The sequence below is a fragment of the Citrobacter meridianamericanus genome, from assembly GCF_041320245.1.
GTDB classification, from domain to species: Bacteria; Pseudomonadota; Gammaproteobacteria; order Enterobacterales; family Enterobacteriaceae; genus Citrobacter; species Citrobacter meridianamericanus.
In genome coordinates, this window is record NZ_CP101036.1 from 1678222 (window position 1) to 1694348 (window position 16127).

The following is a 16127-nucleotide window of genomic DNA, read 5'->3' on the forward strand; positions in this document are numbered from 1 at the left end:
AGCAAACAGGAGCCTGAGGGCTCCTGTTTTTTTGCTGCGTCTTTATATTTAGATCATCAGGGCGAAAGTACCGGCCCAAACGATGACCATAAAAGAAATGCCCATAAAGAAATATTTCACTTTTCATCTCTCCGCGTACCTGAGGTACGTCTGAATGAACATATGCTTACCTGACAGAGAGCTGATGCACGCATAAACGAAATGAAGAATTCCCCTCGTTTGCTTGGCTGCATCACCTCAGAATTCTGAGCTTTAATGCTCCAGACGGCGCTAATGTACGCCTAAAAATGAGGTGAGACAAGAGGCATTTTTTTATTTAATTTTAATAACTTACAAGTGTCGTGATTCGGCGACAGTTTAATTTCTTTCGGTAATAAATTGCTATTGAGCGACGGAATGCTTACTCGGATAATTCTCATATCGCCATGATGTTAATGCGGTTAATTTTTCGCGGAATTTAATAATGAAAAGGTTAAAAATGACCAGGTTAATGATGTTAGCACTTGCTCTTACGCCGTTGACGTCGATGGCGGCCTCGCCGCTGGCGTTCAATTTCAGCTGCGCAAGTATTGGTGGTGTGAATAGTGATGGTAAAGGTAATGTCTGGATTGATGGCGCGAAGGCGACGGTGAAGGCTTTCAATGAAAACTATTGGGAGGCGACAAGTGGTAAGAATACCGTTTCTATCTCCCGCAACGATGACGGAAATCCGGATGTATCATGGACTGGACCTAATCGTCAGCACGGGGTTTGCCTGCCGGAGGACAATATTGATTATTCTCCAGCGAAAAAATCGACCAACGCTGGTCCGTCTTACTCCTGCTCTGCTGTTCAAAAGGGAAGTGCGGAAGATATTATTTGCCAGAGCCCATCGCTCTCTGCAATGGACCTGAAATTGAACGAAATTTTTAAACAGGCACTGGCTAAATCGAACAATGATCCGATGTTAAAAGCAGAGCAGCGCGGTTGGATCAAAGGACGCAACGAATGCTGGAAGGAGAAGGATAATGAGCCAGCCTGCATTGCCCGAAGCTATAACGAACGAATGACTGAACTCCACAATAAGTGGGGCGTGAAGTAATTCAGCTGGAGAAAAAAAGAAAGGCCTTGCGGCCTTTCTTTTCAGATATACAACGAGGCTTCACCCATCGGGCGCGTTTTGAAGCGACGGTGGATCCAGAGATACTGTTCGGGGGCGCGCATGATCTCTTTTTCGATAATTTTGTTCATATAGGCTGCGGCCTGGCACTCATCAGCCGGGTAACCTTCCATTTCAGGCGTGATGAACAGGCGATAACCAGAGTTATCTGCTTTTCTCACCATGGTTACGGTCAGCATCGCTGCACCCGACAAACGCGACAGCACGTAGGTACCGTTGGTGGTTGCCACATCTTTGACGGCAAAGAAGGGAGCAAATGAGCTTCCTTTACGGCCGTAGTCCTGATCGGGAGCAAACCATACGGCTTCTCCTTTTTTCAATGCACCGACAATACCGCGCAGATTATTTCTGCCGATCATGGCCTTGTTCGAGCGCATACGACCGCGGGTTTGGATCCACTCCATCAACTTATTGTTGTGCGGGCGATAGGTTGCCATCATCGGTTGGCAAAGCCCCATAACACGACCGCCCAGCTCGAGAGACATAAAGTGTACGCCGACCACCATCACGCCACGGTTGTGCCTCTGCGCACGTTTCAGGTTGTCTAATCCTTCTACATCAAACCATTTGCGAACCCTGTGGTCTGACCAGAACCAGGCCATACCCGTTTCAAGAAGCGCCATGCCGAGTGAGCGAAAATTTTCGTCAACCAGTTTGTCTCTCTCTTCCTGCGACAGATTGGGAAAGCAGAGCTCAAGATTTTTATGGGCAATAGATTCGCGACGTTTTAAAAATGGTCGCGCCAGCGTTCCTGTACGAGTACCAAGAAAACATAATATTGGATAAGGAAGTTGCACCAGTAACCAGAGCACGCCGACACCAAACCACGTGAGCCAATAGCGCGGATGCAAAAACGCGCGTGAAAATTTACATTGGGGGAACATAAGCACCTGTTGTTGATACGGAATAAATGTATCGCGAAGATTCTTTGTCTACAGCGTTACTCTCTGATACTGATCGTTAGGCCGCCATGAACGACATTGGTTCCTGTAAAGAGTGTAAAACTGAGTCAGGACAAAACCACGAGGGGGCATGAATGATCGGACGCACAATGTACACCCGAAGATTAATGTCAGCCAGAAATAATTACTCAAGATTCGTAAATGTTTTTACGGCGATTAAGCGTAAAAATTAACCTATTTATAATTCGTTGTTTTTATGCAGATAAAAAAATCTTTCAGACAGTTGAATAGTGCGCAGGTCAATGATTTTGTAACTAAGATGTTGCTTAAATTGCGCGGAAATGGGACTTGTCTTAGAATATAAAGTTAAGGAAGCGTAAGGACTTACGTTAAGTTTACGGCAGACAGGAGGTATCGCTATGCTCTATTTCTGGATCTTTCTTGTACTAAGTATTTTGGGCGTCAGTTGTTATATCTGGCAGGTTATGGGCGCTGCGGCGTCGATCAGCGCTTTCCTCGGCATGGCCATCCTTGCGGCATTAATTTACATTTTAACTATGCGGTTGACCAATGGTAACGAAATGGTAACCGGATTATTTCTTTTTATTGCTCCTGCATGCGGTTTGATTATTCGCTTCATGGTGGGTTACGGTAAGCAATAATTTTGAATGTTACGATTAGCAATAAATATCACGTTGAGATATTTATTCTTTATCTGAATTTATTGAAGTGCCAGCATCGCTGGCACTTTTTTGCGAGACTGAAATTGATTAGCGGGCATCGGCCAACTGCAGTGATGCTTCCTCTTGCTGAGCATTTTTTCGTTGTTGTTCGAGCTCCAGAGCGCCACGATGAGAGAGGTAGCAGAACAGGATGCAGCAGACAATCCCACCCATCAGCAGATAGAAGCCACCATGCCATCCCATTTTGTCGACCATGACACCAAACAGGCTGGTCCCCAGCGATGCGCCAAAAATGTAGCTCATAAATCCGCGTAGTCCTACCGCAGAACCTACTGCGAAGCTGGGCACGATTTCCATCGTCTGAACGGAAGCGAGGAACTGCGGAACATAAATCAGGCAACCCACGATGGCGGCAAAAATTGTGACCATCAGCAGCGACTCGCTTTTCCAGTAGCCGATCAGGCAGACAAAAATCAGCGCCATACAAATCATAGCCAGCGGCATGCGACGGCCTTTAAACAGTTTATCGGTGAGCCAGCCCGCCAGTAATGTGGAAGGAATTGCCGCCCATTCGAAAAACAGAAACGCTATGCTCATTTGCTCTTTGGAGAAATGTTTTTCGGTTAATAAATAAATTGGCAGCCAGCTAATCATGCCAAAACGCACCATATAGACAAAGACGTCTACCAGTGAAACATACCAGGCATTTTTATTCCGCAATACATAAGTACAGAAGATCTGGAAGGCGCTCATATTTTCTGGCGCCTGGTCAGCGTGTCGGGAATTTAATACGACTTTTTCTTCTGGCATCATTTGTTCCAGAGCCGGTAAGCCTTCCTGGCGCGGTGAACCTTTCCCCAGCATCAGCACAATAAAAGCAAACAGTACGGCAACACCGGCCGGGACAATATAGCTGGCGCTTTGCCAGTGTTCACTTCCCAAAATGGCAAAGGCAGCACCCACAATCGGGGCGACAATACCACCGCCAACGTTGTGTGAGATATTCCAGAATGCGCCGACACGTCCACGCTCTTTACGTGGAAACCAGTTAGCGATGGTAATAAATGAGGGGCCAACGCCCATCCCCTGGAACAAACCGTTGAAAACGACCAGAGCGGCAAAAATCCAGAACCCGGTACTGAATCCCAGGCCTACGTTGACGATAGCACACAGTATCAGGCCGCATGCCATGAACACTTTCGGGCTGGCCTTGTCCGCCAGACTGCTCATAACACCTTTACTGATCCCATAGGCAATCAGCATACAGCTGCTGAGTAAACCGATCTGCGTGGCGCTGAGATCCAGATGTTCCTTCAGGTACGGAGTCGAGAGGGTAAAGTTATTGCGCACAATATAGTACGCAAGATAGCCAAGAAATACGCTGAGTAATGCCTGAATGCGGTATCGGCCATAAGTTTCCTGGACTTTCTCCGCCGGGACTTTATTTGCCGCTGTCCCTGCCTTAAATATTGATAACATATCATCACCTAAATTTTTATTGATGTGAATATCAGGGTTTTTCGCTGGGTAGAGTGGAATAGACGGCAAAGAAACTCAAGTTGATGATATGTGTCACTATTGACACAATTTATGCACGGCATGGCTTATTTTGACTCTTTTTTAATAATGAATTTTAAAGATCATTCTTTTATGGTCGTTTTTATCATCGGTGTGTGCGGATATTAACAAATTCAGGCTGCATTTTCGGGTAATCTTTACGCATGTTGTTACTTTCTGTTTGGTTATTCTGAGAATAACCTTATTCTTCCCCTGTCGTGATAAACGGGTAAATTTTGTCTCAATATTATTTTTTGCACATGTTGGTATTTATGAACGGGATCACAAACAGACTTTTAGGATGGGGGCATTTTTGGGCGATCTCGCTTTGTTTTATGTCACTGTCAGCGAGCTGTCTGGGCCAGAGTAAAGAGCTGGTGATGGCGACAACCTTTTCCCCAGGGGCAACGGCCTGGATTATCCAGCGCTGGCAAACGGAGCCGGGGTCAGTGATGATTCGCACGCTAAACCGGACCAGCAGTTCGCTGGAACAACTGCTGGATAATGCGAATGCGGAAAACGTCGATCTGATTTTGACCTCATCGCCCATGCTGTTGCAGCATCTTCAGGAGCATCAGAAGCTGGCACCTTTCGATAATGTGTTGCCGGAAAGTCAGCGGCTGGTGCCTGATTCGATTCGTTCGACCTCCGTGGCTGTGGCGATATCTGGTTTTGGCCTGTTGATAAATCGTTCTGCGCTGGCGGCAAGGCATCTGTCGCCTCCTGCCGACTGGGGAGATTTAACGCAGCCTAAATATCAGAACGCGCTGCTGATGAGTAGCCCGTCGCGTTCCGACACCAATCATCTGATGGTTGAGTCGTTGTTGCAGCAAAAAGGGTGGGAAGAGGGCTGGGCGACGTTGTTGGCCAGCGCCGGTAATCTTGTAACGATTTCATCACGCAGTTTTGGCGTGGCCGATAAAATTAAGAGCGGTTTAGGCGTTGCGGGGCCGGTCATTGATAACTATGCCAACCTGTTGCTTAACGATCCGCACCTGGCTTTTACCTATTTTCCTCGCTCGGCGGTGTCGCCGACCTATGTTGCCGTTCTTAAGAATAGCCAGCACGGCAATGAAGCGCGTCGGTTTATTCGCTATCTGTTAAGCCCGGAAGGACAACGGATCCTTGCGGATGCTAACACGGGTAAATATCCGGTCACGCAGCTCGCGCCAGATAATCCACGTGCCGCTCAGCAGGCTATTTTGATGAACCAGCCTGCGCTTAATTACCGACTGATCCTGAAGCGGCAACAACTGGTGCAGAGGATGTTTGATACTGCCATCAGTTTTCGACTCGCACAGCTGAAGGATGCCTGGCGGGCGCTATACAGTGCGGAAGCGCGCCTGAAACGGCCGCTACCTGAAATAAGAGCACTGCTGACCAGCGTCCCGATAGACGCCAGAAGTAGTGAAGATGAGGCCTGGCTGGCGCAATTTGACAATAAAAGCGTGGCCGAACAGCAGATGATGGAGTGGCAGCTCTGGTTTCTTAACAATCAGCGTCAGGCGATATCCAAACTGGAAGAGTTAAAATGAAAGGTGGCTCGATACTGCAGCGCCTGCGTCAGCTCAGCATCAGCAGCAGCCTGCGAGGCGCGTTTCTGATGGGCGCACTACTGACGCTGAGCGTAAGTTGCGTCAGTTTGTACTCCTGGCATGAGCAGAGCTCGCAGATACGCTATTCGCTCGATGATTACTTCCCACGAGTGCATTCTGCTTTTTTGATTGAAGGGAATCTGAACCTGGTTGTGGATCAACTGAATGAGTTTCTGTTAGCCCCCAACACGACGGTGAGATTGCAACTGCGCAATCAAATTATTGCACACCTGGACAAAATTGAAGGGTTGAGCCGCGGGCTTCAGTCGACAGAACAGCAGCAGCTGGCGGTGATGTTGCAAGATAGTCGGGCGCTGATGGCGGAGCTGGACCGGGTGCTCTACAACATGTTTCTCGTACGCGAAAAAGTCAGCGAACTCTCTGCGCGTATCGACTGGCTCCACGATGATTTTACTACCGAGCTGAATTCGCTGGTGCAGGATTTTACCTGGCAGCAGGGAACGTTGCTGGATCAAATCGAGGCCAAAAACGGCGATGCGGCGCTGTATCTCAAGCGTGCCAGAGAGGTGCAAAACGAGCAGCAACAGGTCTACACCCTGGCAAGAATTGAAAATCAGATCGTGGATGATTTACGCGACAGGCTCAATGAACTGAAGTCGGGTAGTGACGACGGCATGTTGGTGGAGAATCACATCCGCTATCTGGAGAATCTGAAGAAAACGGCGGATGAAAATATCCGTACCCTCGATGACTGGCCCAGCACAATCACCTTGCGGCAAACCATTGATGAGCTGCTGGAAATCGGGATGATGAAAAATAAAATGCCCGATACGATGCGTGATTATGTCGCCGCACAAAAAGCGCTCGTTGATGCCAACCGTGTCCGAGAAGCAACGCTCGGGCGCTTTCGAACGCTGCTTGAGGCGCAGTTGGGAAGCAGCCATCAGCAAATGCAGATGTTTAACCAACGGCTGGAACAAATTGTTCGTGTCAGCGGGGGACTTATTCTACTGGCGACGCTGCTGGCGCTACTTCTTGCCTGGGGGCTTAACCACTATTTTATTCGTTCACGTCTGGTGAAGCGTTTTACCGCGCTCAACCAGGCTGTGGTGCAAATTGGCCTTGGCAGAACGGATGCCACTATCCCGGTTTATGGGCGCGATGAGCTGGGGCGTATCGCAAGATTGCTGCGCCATACTCTGGGTCAGTTGAGTGCGCAGAAAAATCAGCTTGAGCTGGAGGTGGCAGAGCGCAAGGAGATTGAGTCCGATCTCCGGGCAACGCAGGATGAACTGATCCAGACGGCAAAATTGGCGGTGGTTGGCCAGACCATGACCACGCTGGCACACGAGATTAACCAACCGCTGAACGCGCTGTCGATGTACCTGTTTACGGCGGGAAGGGCAATTGAACAAGGGCAATCCGTTCAGGCCAGAAGTACATTAACCAAAGCTGAGGGGCTGGTTACCCGTATTGACGCCATTATCCGCTCACTGCGTCAGTTTGCTCGTCGGGCCGAACCGGGCGCACCTTTGCATCCGGTCGATCTCCGACAAACATTCAGCGCTGCCTGGGAACTGTTGGCCATGCGACATAAGCCGCAGCAGGGTACGCTGACGCTTCCCGACCACAGCGTATGGGTGACAGGTGATGAAGTGCGTATTCAGCAGGTGCTGGTAAACGTACTGGCAAATGCGCTGGACGCCTGCCCAACTGCCGCACAAATAGAGGTCTACTGGCAGGCTGAGGGTAGCCGATTGTGCGTCTTTGTCAGTGATAACGGTCCCGGCTGGCCTGAGGCATTATTGCCATCGCTGTTAAAGCCGTTTACTACCAGTAAGGATGTGGGTCTCGGTATCGGCTTATCGATTTGTGTATCGTTAATGGGGCAAATGAATGGCGAGCTGCGCCTTGCGTCGACACTGGGGCGTAATGCCTGCGTCGTTCTGCAATTTAATCTGACGGATGTAAACGATGTTGAGTGATGAATATTCTGTTCTGTTGATTGATGATGATGCCGATGTTCTCGACGCTTACACGCTGTTGCTTGAACAGGAGGGGTATCGTGTCTACGCATGCAGTAATCCTTTTGATGCCCGAAACTGGCTGCAGGCTGACTGGCCGGGGATTGTTCTGAGTGATGTATGTATGCCCGGGTGCAATGGGATCGATCTGATGACGCTGTTCCATCAGGATGATAATCAGCTGCCAATCCTGCTTATTACCGGGCATGGCGACGTTCCGATGGCGGTGGAAGCCGTAAAGAAAGGCGCATGGGACTTTCTGCAAAAGCCGGTCGATCCCGGCAAACTGCTGTCGCTGGTTGATGATGCGCTGCGTCAGAGAAAATCCGTGATTGCTCGTCGCCATTATTGCCAACAAAAGCTCCAGGTGGAATTGCTCGGTTACAGTGACTGGGTTAATCAGTATCGTCGGCGCCTGCAGCAACTGGCGGAAACGGATATCGCCGTCTGGTTTTATGGCGAGCCGGGAACGGGGCGCATGACCGGAGCCCGTTATTTGCATCAGTTTGGACGTAGCGCGGAGGGACCGTTCATCCGCGGTGAACTGACGCCCGGGAATACGGGACAACTCAATGACCTTATTGCACAGGCGCAAGGAGGAACGCTGGTTCTCAGCCATATTGAGTGCCTGACGAGCGAACAGCAGCACCATCTGGTGCACTTGCAAAGCCTGGAGCGGCGCCCGTTTCGTCTGATAGGCATTGGCGGCGCATCGTTGGTGGAACTGGCAGCAACCAATCAAATTGCGGCTGAACTTTATTACTGTTTCGCGATGACACAGATTGGTTGCCTGCCGCTGTCTCAGCGACCGGATGATATTGAGCCGCTGTTTCGTCACTATCTGCAGAAAGCCTGTCTGCGCCTGAACCATCCCGTGCCCGACGTTGAAGGCGATTTATTGAAAGGCATGCGGCGTCGCGTGTGGTTAAGTAATGTCCGGGAACTGGCGAATGCCGCTGAACTTTTTGCCGTTGGGCTACTTCCGCTGGCTGAAACCGCGAATCCGCAATTGCATTTGCTGGAACCGACACCGCTCGATCGTCGGGTTGAAGAGTACGAGCGACAGATCATTACTGAAGCGCTGAATATTCACCAGGGGCGAATTAATGAAGTAGCGGAGTATTTACAAATCCCGCGTAAAAAACTGTATTTACGCATGAGAAAATACGGGCTGAGCAAAGAGCACTACAAGTTTTAGTCGACAGTGTCAGGGGATAAGTGACGTCGATAGTATTTCGGTGGCGGCGTTGGCGTTCACCGAAATACATAACGAATATCTGTTTTTTTCTTACCACATTAAATCATCAGGGATGACGAAATCAGCATATGGATCGTCTTCGTCCTTCGCTTCCTGACTCAGCTCGCAATTTAAAACAATATAGCTTGCGTCACGCTGTGCAATCTTGTCGGCAACGACAGCCGGAATGATGGCGTATTCGCTCTCGCTGCCGTTTTCCGCCGTCAGTCGGGCTATGGCCAGACGGCCTTTAATCAGCTGAGACTGCGTCACTTTATCAACATAGACTTTTTTGATCAGATTATTATCAGTGAAGTTGTACCCAATATCGCCACTGGTAATGGTGATTTTGTTCATCTCAATCAGTTGCTTGATCTGCGCTTTATACTCTTTAGATTGAACGGCTTGCTTCTGCTGCTCACTGAGCTGTTTGTCGCGCTCAATTTGCGCTTTTTTATTCTCTTCAACCGCTTCTCTGGCTTCACGAGCCTGAACGCGTGACTTCTTCGCCGTTCTTTGCACTTTGGCCATTTTTTTGCTGCTGACCAGACCTGCTTTAAGCATCTGTTCTTGTAGGGTAAGTTTTGTCATTGTCGCTTCTAATCCAATAAAATCGTTGTAAGGATTATAACCTTAACGTTCGACGGGATGCCAGAATGGGGAAACGTTCTCCAGATAGCCCACGGATTCACTCCGTGGGTAGTTTATTTACCAGATGAGAGATAGTCTCCTGGTGCTGTCCCCATAACACGTTTAAATGCCTGATAGAATCCAGATAATGATTCATATCCTACTCTGCTGTAAATGACCTCATTTTTTATACCTCTTCTGAGCAGGTTTAATGATACATAAATCCTTAATTTGCTTAATACCTGGTTCGGTGTGTAGCTTGTCGCTTTCAATATACGGCGAATAAATGTCGAACGCGACATATAGGTGAAGCGAGCCATATCATCCAGCGACCATGAATACTGTGGGTTGTCTATTATTGCAATGATTAATTTGGCTAAGGCTTCATCATTTGCCGCATTCAAGAGGTTTACGTCAATATCATATAAGGAAGAGGATTCGCTAATGACATAATGCAATATAGCATCGGTCAGGTGCGCAATAATGCAATTATTTTCATCGGCAGATGCGTTTACTTCAGTCAGTAGTAACTCAAAGAGAGTGTGTATTTTATTGCTGACGTCGTCTTTTTGTTTGATCACAAAAATGTCCGGAAGTAAGGCAAATAGCAATTGGCTAGCGATAGATCTGGGTTGGATGAAACCACAAAGCAGATCGGTGGATTCTGAAGATGATTCTTCAATCTTACTCATCTGTTTACGTGGTAAATCATCAAGACTTGTATCAGGAGATGAGGCCAGAAAAAAAGGAAAATTATTAAAAAAGAAGAGAATATCTCCCTTTTCCAGTTTGATACGTGGTTGTTGGTTAAGTAAATCCAGCCAGCACTCCCCGCTCAGGACGATATGAAAACTCGGTTCACCATAGGAGTATGTTGATGCTTTCCATTCGCTACAATACCTGCCGAGGTGGAAGACGGATGTTTTTGCTTCTCCACCCTTAAGAAGCCAGCCAGAAGTATTCATGTTTTCCCCAATATTGTCATTAATAGACTGATTTTGAAACGATGGCGTATAGATAGTTGCAATTGGTGACTATAATATTTGTTAATTAAAATACACATTGCAGGAGAGGATAGTGTTTTTGATCTTTACTAAAGATATTATGTTGTTACAGGCTATTTACCATCTTTTTAAAAATGATGTGATCATTCATGTCCAGCATGCACATGAGCTATGCGCTTTAGAAAATCATAATGCGAAAGTGATCATTGATACATTAAATAACAATATTTTCCATACTCGATTAGCGTATCAATTAGAGAAAATTAAGCCTTCAAAAATTTATATACTTTCACCGTTTAGAATCAAACGGTGCTTCGGTAATATCCCCGTTTTTTTTGTTAATCGAAACGTTTCGCTGAGTGGCTTCATTACTTTGCTAAATTGCAATGAAAATAATGCTATCACTCCGGAATTATCGCTTTCTCGCCGACAGCATCAGATTCTTACTTATATTCTGCAGCAAAAGTCATGTTCTTCAATTGCTGAGCGAATGCACATCTCATTGAAGACCTATAATTGCCATAAGTATAATATAATGTTGTTGCTTAAACTCAGAAAAATGAGTGACTTAGTACGACATAAGATTTCATGTTATCTATTGTGAAAAGGTATCGTAGGTCATTGTTCAAGACCAGAATTAAGTTGTTAAAGTGCAGAGGAGGGCAAATATTATATAACACAGTCTTCAAAATATGTAGCTCTTAGTTTAATAGTTAAATCCTATTTTCGATGTAGAAATAATTAATGATAAATAATGTTACTATCGCATTTAATATAATTAATATCTGAATAGTAGCTATACGACAGAAACCTCTTTAATAGCAGGGTTTTCTTTAAGTGAAGAAAGAATCTGATTCACCGAGGTTGCGTCCGTATACTCAATGTTTGCCGTGAGAACATGAGAGTCGGATGTATCATTAGCCAGCGAACGCAGTTGGATGCGATATCCCTGTTCATTAAGCGAGGTCAGAACAACTTGCGCAGTCCCGGCTGCAATACGCATACGTAGTTGTAGATGGCGATTTAAAAAGCGGTAGGTAAGCTGACGGAAAAACTCCAGCACAATGAGCGCCATAATCGTACCTATGATGCCAACTTCATACATTCCACTGCCGATAACCAAACCTATTGCTGCGGTGACCCACACATCCGCAGCTGTTGTTAATCCTCTGATGGTTTGTTTTTGTACCAGAATATTCCCCGCACCGAGAAATCCTACGCCAGTGACAACCTGAGCTGCGATTCTGCTGGGATCTAATCCTATATGGGTATGTTCAATAACATCATAGAAACCGTATTTAGAAACAATCATGAACATGGCACTGCCAATACCAATCAAGATATGTGTGCGTACACCTGCTTCTTTAGCGCGAATTTGACGCTCCAGACCAATTACGCCGCCGAGCAGACTGGCTAATATAAGTCGGAAAAGAAATTCTTCAGTCATAATGATTCTCTCATTGATTCAGGAGTGACGATGCTCTGGCATAAATTCTTTATTCGGCACCAGGAATAACCATGATGAAATAACAAATGGCATGGTTAATGTTGGTATACCAAAAGGCATTAAAAGCACATTCATGGCAGCCTGAATAAAAACTGTAAAAATGATACCTGAGATAGTATAAATAAATACTCGCCAGCCAGGTTGATTAAATACTGTACCCAGGGCAACTGATGTCAACACGGCACTAAAGGCATACAGTCCTGTAGAAATGTCATGAGCATTAGCACCCAGATAATACGCAAGCAGTGTCGCGATTAGAGAGCCGACGATGGCATAGCAGGCGCATACAACAGATTCTACTGCCAGACCTGCAATGAAGAATAAACTAGCAAGAATCCCTGGAAACAAAAATACCTGTGATATCCCATGTAGGGTGCCGTCGATAAAAAAGCTAAGAGAGTAATCGCCAGGCGTTGTTGGGATATAATGTTGGGATAACTCTGGGGAGGGTAAACCCGAACCATAGATATTATGAAATGCATAGCTGGCCAGTAGAATGACCCATGTTGTTAGCACAAACGGCGCTGTTAACGCAGCAACTTTCCACGTTTTTAAAATATCGGCAATGCAAACCGTAGCAATAACTGATACGACACTACCAACGATCAGGCAGAACCACATTAACGGCGTTGCAGTGATAAACACAGGAATAGCAATGCCGACCAGACAGCCATTATAACTATAGAGGCCATCCCGCCAACCTTTTACATCATGAGTTATGGCTCCCGTAATTGAAGCCAGGACAGTTCCAATTACGCACCCCCATGCAGCCAATGGATTATTATTGCTATAAGCAGCGATAAATATAGCAATAAAAAACAATAACCCAGTGATGGGATTGTTTTGAAACATTACCTGAGCACAACCACGTAATGATATATCAATAATTTTGAGAATGTAGTGCTTATCAATATTATTTTTCCATAATACTGGGATTGAGTGTGTTATCATCATTATTTACCAGCGTAAAAGTAATAAGGAGGTATTATTGTTTCCAGATAAATGGGGGCGGTAACTCTGCATTCAGAACGACTTTTCTGGTCATGGCCCACACTTTACGGATATGTTTTTTAATAATACTACTGTCATTAGCTAATATCTTAAATATAAGGCCGGATTCGGCGGGAAGTGTTGACATTCCGTAGCAACAATCTTTGCCATAATAAGCTTTGAAGGCCGCCTGAATGGATGATATGTTTTCTACTGGAGTTAATATAAAAATAGTGCCGATAATTTGAAAACCTCCCATTACCCCGAGTTCAGTCATGGGATGCTCCTTGGGTTTCAGCACAATCTGTTCTTTGAAAACAATATTTCCAGACTCATCTTTTGCAGATACTGTTGAGGAATAATAATCAAAACCATTTAGCTCGTTTTCATGATGGTAACGACGTCCCGGTATAATGACTTCGGAATAAATAAGTGTTGCGTTTCTTTTATAATTGATGACGGTATCGTTAACAAATCTTGCATTGCGATGTAGGATTAAAGGATCGGGTAGGTATTCCAGATAGGAGTTATCGTGTAGTTGGATGAATTGAATCTGCGCTCCATAGTTTTTATCCATCGAGTGTACTTTGGTTGCTGATTGAGTGTTAACGCTGGCGAAAGCATTTTCACCCACGTTGATGGATAACACCATGCGATCCCCCTGCAGCACACAGCCTGAAGTCGATATCATGGTCACGCAGGGAAGATCCGGCAGTGCCTCATCATGATACAATGCCTTTTGCGCAAATAATGGGGTTCGCTTTTCCATACGATGAAGAATGCTTTTTCTCCCGGTACGCGTAAAACCCAGGTACAAAAAACCATCTTTACCGATTGCCCCACTGGGCATTTGCTCCGGCTCCTGACGATACTCTATGGGGATTTGCGTGTCCCAACGTTTCCGGCTCTTCTCTACCTGGTCATTTATATTCTGTGAATGCGTCATCTTGTTTTCCTTCAATAGTGTGACCAAATAAAAAATCGCGTTCAATCATGTCCACAAGCTGCTCAATACCTTCGCCTGTTTTACAGTTAGTTAAAATATAAGGGCGATTGTTTCTGACATAACGGGTATCCGCTTCCATTACTTCCAGACTGGCACCTACATAGGGCGCTAGATCAATTTTATTGATGATTAAAATATCAGCCTGAACCAGGCCTGGGCCATTTTTACGTGGGATTTTTTCGCCTTCAGCTACGTCAATGACATAAATATAAAAATCAGCCAATGCAGGACTGAAAGTGAGGGTAAGGTTATCGCCACCGCTTTCAATCATAATTAAATCGCTATCCGGGAATTTATCTTCCATTTCTTCCACAGCAGCAATATTCATACTGGGATCTTCGCGCACAGCAGTGTGTGGACATGCCCCCGTTTCAACGCCAATGATTTTTTCTTCTGCTAATATTCCTTTTAGTGTTCTTTTAACCTGCTTTGCATCCTCCGTTGTGACAACATCATTGGTCACAATCAGAGGTTTATATCCCCGACGAATAAGAACAGGAGTAATAACCTCAATAATGGCCGTTTTTCCTGAACCTACGGGACCACCAATGCCAATTCGGGTAATTTTTTTCATTTCTAACCTCAGTTAATTCATAAATAAACGTACATGGGCATCGACATGAACAGCAGCCAGAATGTCGATCACCGGAGAAAAAGAAGACATTTCTTCCGGTCGGGTGTTGAGCGCCATTTCAGCGTAATCAGGAAAAAGTGACGTGACTTCGGCCAGAATTTTTTGGCTATCCAGATGCGTGATCCGCATCAGTCTTTGCGCGGCACTGAGAATAGTCATTGCTACGCCATAAAAATGCATGGCCAGCATCGCATCTTCATCAAGATCCAAATGGCTCATGAGTAGCCCATGGGAAACAGGGTAGGTGCCAATAACCGTTCCCTGGCGAATTTGCTCAAGCCACCAGTTAAATACCGGATCATGGTAAATAGCTGTCGAAAGCTCAGTTAATTTTTTCCCCATTCTTTGGGTCATCACTCGGGATTCTGGTGATAGTTTTCTACTGATCACATCCTTATCAATTGAGATAAGGTCATTTAACCTGTTACTGCGGCAGGCGCGCAGGGTTTGTATTTGCGCGACAGCATCGCACTTAGCGGCCTGCAATAAGGCGGTACAAACATATTGTTTGAGGGTTTGCCGATCGTAGACAATACCGCAAGAAATGGCAGATTCAACTCCACAGGAAAAGGTAAATGCCCCAACAGGAAGAACTGAATCGCCAAATTGCAGTATCCGAGCGATATTAAGTAACCTATGTGAACTCTCTTGCATGATCGGCAACCTCATTACGTTAGTGGTCAATGTGTACATGCGTATGTGCTTCTTCCGCGCCACCAAAAAGAAGTCGGGATTCAGACGGCGTTAAGAGCGGGATGACTTTTTCACCTTCCGTAAAATAGTATTGCCCTTCAATGTAACCATGAGATTTCATGACTGAAGCCAACATTTTGTCGGCTACAACAATAGGAATAAAAACACAGTATCCTTTTATAACAGCTTTCCAGTGCTGATTTCCTAAGGCGTGACCTAGTTCAAACGCTCGAGTCAGAAGGTCGGTGATTTTCTCCACGCCAAATAATCCAAGATCGACAACCATCACGCGTCGTAGCTGTATTTTTACCGTAAGTAAATATCGATTGGTTTTATCATATAAAAGAATATCGCCATCATTAAGACGGATATGACGATCAAGCGATAAACCAATATCGTAGCCGAGTTGACTTTTTTTACGGCAACGGCTTTTTTGTGCTTCCCATTGCTCCAGTATCAGTACATCATGGTTGATACCTTCAGTGGATAGATCAGGTTCGCCGCAGGAATTTATATTTCCGAGGGTTTTTTCGATTAAATACATA

At 45.9% G+C, this 16127-nt stretch carries 17 protein-coding genes; 6 read left to right on the forward strand and 11 right to left on the reverse strand.

What is annotated here, in order from left to right; genetic code table 11:
• Positions 1-48 precede the first annotated feature (48 nt).
• A complete protein-coding gene (gene ypdK / locus NMD08_RS07965) occupies positions 49-120 on the reverse strand; it encodes a membrane protein YpdK (RefSeq protein WP_010723117.1) in 72 nt (23 codons plus the stop codon).
• A 343-nt stretch (positions 121-463) separates the two neighbouring features.
• Between ypdK and NMD08_RS07970 the strand changes: the two genes are divergently transcribed.
• Complete coding sequence (locus NMD08_RS07970) at positions 464-1081, forward strand: lysozyme inhibitor LprI family protein (protein WP_151217558.1); 618 nt, start codon at positions 464-466, stop codon at positions 1079-1081.
• Positions 1082-1122: 41 nt separating this feature from the next.
• On the opposite strand, the gene lpxP is transcribed toward NMD08_RS07970, so the two are convergent.
• Positions 1123-2043 (reverse strand): kdo(2)-lipid IV(A) palmitoleoyltransferase, encoded by a 921-nt coding sequence (lpxP, locus tag NMD08_RS07975; RefSeq protein WP_370619929.1) that lies wholly within the window; start codon positions 2041-2043, stop codon positions 1123-1125.
• Between the two features lie 437 nt (positions 2044-2480).
• Between lpxP and NMD08_RS07980 the strand changes: the two genes are divergently transcribed.
• A complete protein-coding gene (locus tag NMD08_RS07980) occupies positions 2481-2723 on the forward strand; it encodes a DUF2545 family protein (RefSeq protein WP_151217556.1) in 243 nt (80 codons plus the stop codon).
• Positions 2724-2831: 108 nt separating this feature from the next.
• Here the strand turns inward: NMD08_RS07980 and pgtP are convergent, their stop codons facing one another.
• Positions 2832-4223 (reverse strand): phosphoglycerate transporter PgtP, encoded by a 1392-nt coding sequence (pgtP, locus tag NMD08_RS07985; protein WP_187253508.1) that lies wholly within the window; start codon positions 4221-4223, stop codon positions 2832-2834.
• A 413-nt stretch (positions 4224-4636) separates the two neighbouring features.
• Between pgtP and pgtC the strand changes: the two genes are divergently transcribed.
• The 3 genes from pgtC to pgtA are packed head-to-tail and all read left to right on the forward strand — an operon-like array spanning position 4637 to position 9079.
• Positions 4637-5836: a phosphoglycerate transport regulator PgtC gene (gene pgtC, locus NMD08_RS07990; protein WP_187253507.1), complete on the forward strand. Its 1200-nt coding sequence runs from the start codon at positions 4637-4639 to the stop codon at positions 5834-5836.
• Between the two features lie 11 nt (positions 5837-5847).
• On the forward strand, positions 5848-7842 hold the full coding sequence (pgtB, locus tag NMD08_RS07995; protein ID WP_187258864.1) for a two-component system sensor histidine kinase PgtB: 1995 nt from the start codon (positions 5848-5850) through the stop codon (positions 7840-7842).
• Positions 7832-9079, forward strand: a complete 1248-nt coding sequence (pgtA, locus tag NMD08_RS08000; protein ID WP_151224058.1) for a two-component system response regulator PgtA — start codon at positions 7832-7834, stop codon at positions 9077-9079. Before pgtB ends, pgtA begins: the two co-directional genes overlap by 11 nt.
• A gap of 90 nt (positions 9080-9169) precedes the next feature.
• Here the strand turns inward: pgtA and NMD08_RS08005 are convergent, their stop codons facing one another.
• Both NMD08_RS08005 and NMD08_RS08010 read right to left on the reverse strand, forming a co-directional pair.
• Positions 9170-9709: a DUF2058 domain-containing protein gene (locus NMD08_RS08005; protein WP_187253506.1), complete on the reverse strand. Its 540-nt coding sequence runs from the start codon at positions 9707-9709 to the stop codon at positions 9170-9172.
• Positions 9710-9822: 113 nt separating this feature from the next.
• Positions 9823-10713 carry an AraC family transcriptional regulator gene (locus NMD08_RS08010; protein ID WP_187253505.1) on the reverse strand — a complete coding sequence of 297 codons (891 nt, stop codon included), beginning with the start codon at positions 10711-10713 and terminating at the stop codon, positions 9823-9825.
• Positions 10714-10852: 139 nt separating this feature from the next.
• Here NMD08_RS08010 and NMD08_RS08015 point away from each other — a divergent pair, with 139 nt between their 5' ends.
• A complete protein-coding gene (locus NMD08_RS08015) occupies positions 10853-11356 on the forward strand; it encodes a helix-turn-helix transcriptional regulator (RefSeq protein WP_370620202.1) in 504 nt (167 codons plus the stop codon).
• Between the two features lie 192 nt (positions 11357-11548).
• Here NMD08_RS08015 and NMD08_RS08020 read toward each other — a convergent pair whose 3' ends face one another.
• From NMD08_RS08020 to ureE, 6 genes are read right to left on the reverse strand one after another with little or no spacing between them, the layout of a single operon-like run.
• A complete protein-coding gene (locus NMD08_RS08020; RefSeq protein ID WP_151217543.1) occupies positions 11549-12199 on the reverse strand; it encodes an MgtC/SapB family protein in 651 nt (216 codons plus the stop codon).
• Between the two features lie 18 nt (positions 12200-12217).
• Positions 12218-13210, reverse strand: coding sequence for an urea transporter (yut, locus tag NMD08_RS08025; RefSeq protein ID WP_151217698.1), 993 nt, complete (start codon positions 13208-13210; stop codon positions 12218-12220).
• Between the two features lie 34 nt (positions 13211-13244).
• On the reverse strand, positions 13245-14195 hold the full coding sequence (locus tag NMD08_RS08030; RefSeq protein WP_370619932.1) for an urease accessory protein UreD: 951 nt from the start codon (positions 14193-14195) through the stop codon (positions 13245-13247).
• Entirely contained in the window at positions 14170-14829 is a 660-nt protein-coding gene (gene ureG, locus NMD08_RS08035) for an urease accessory protein UreG (RefSeq protein WP_151217540.1), read from the reverse strand. Before ureG ends, NMD08_RS08030 begins: the two co-directional genes overlap by 26 nt.
• 12 nt (positions 14830-14841) lie before the next feature.
• Complete coding sequence (locus tag NMD08_RS08040) at positions 14842-15543, reverse strand: urease accessory protein UreF (protein WP_187253501.1); 702 nt, start codon at positions 15541-15543, stop codon at positions 14842-14844.
• A 19-nt stretch (positions 15544-15562) separates the two neighbouring features.
• Entirely contained in the window at positions 15563-16126 is a 564-nt protein-coding gene (ureE, locus tag NMD08_RS08045) for an urease accessory protein UreE (RefSeq protein ID WP_151217538.1), read from the reverse strand.
• Position 16127: the final 1 nt, after the last annotated feature.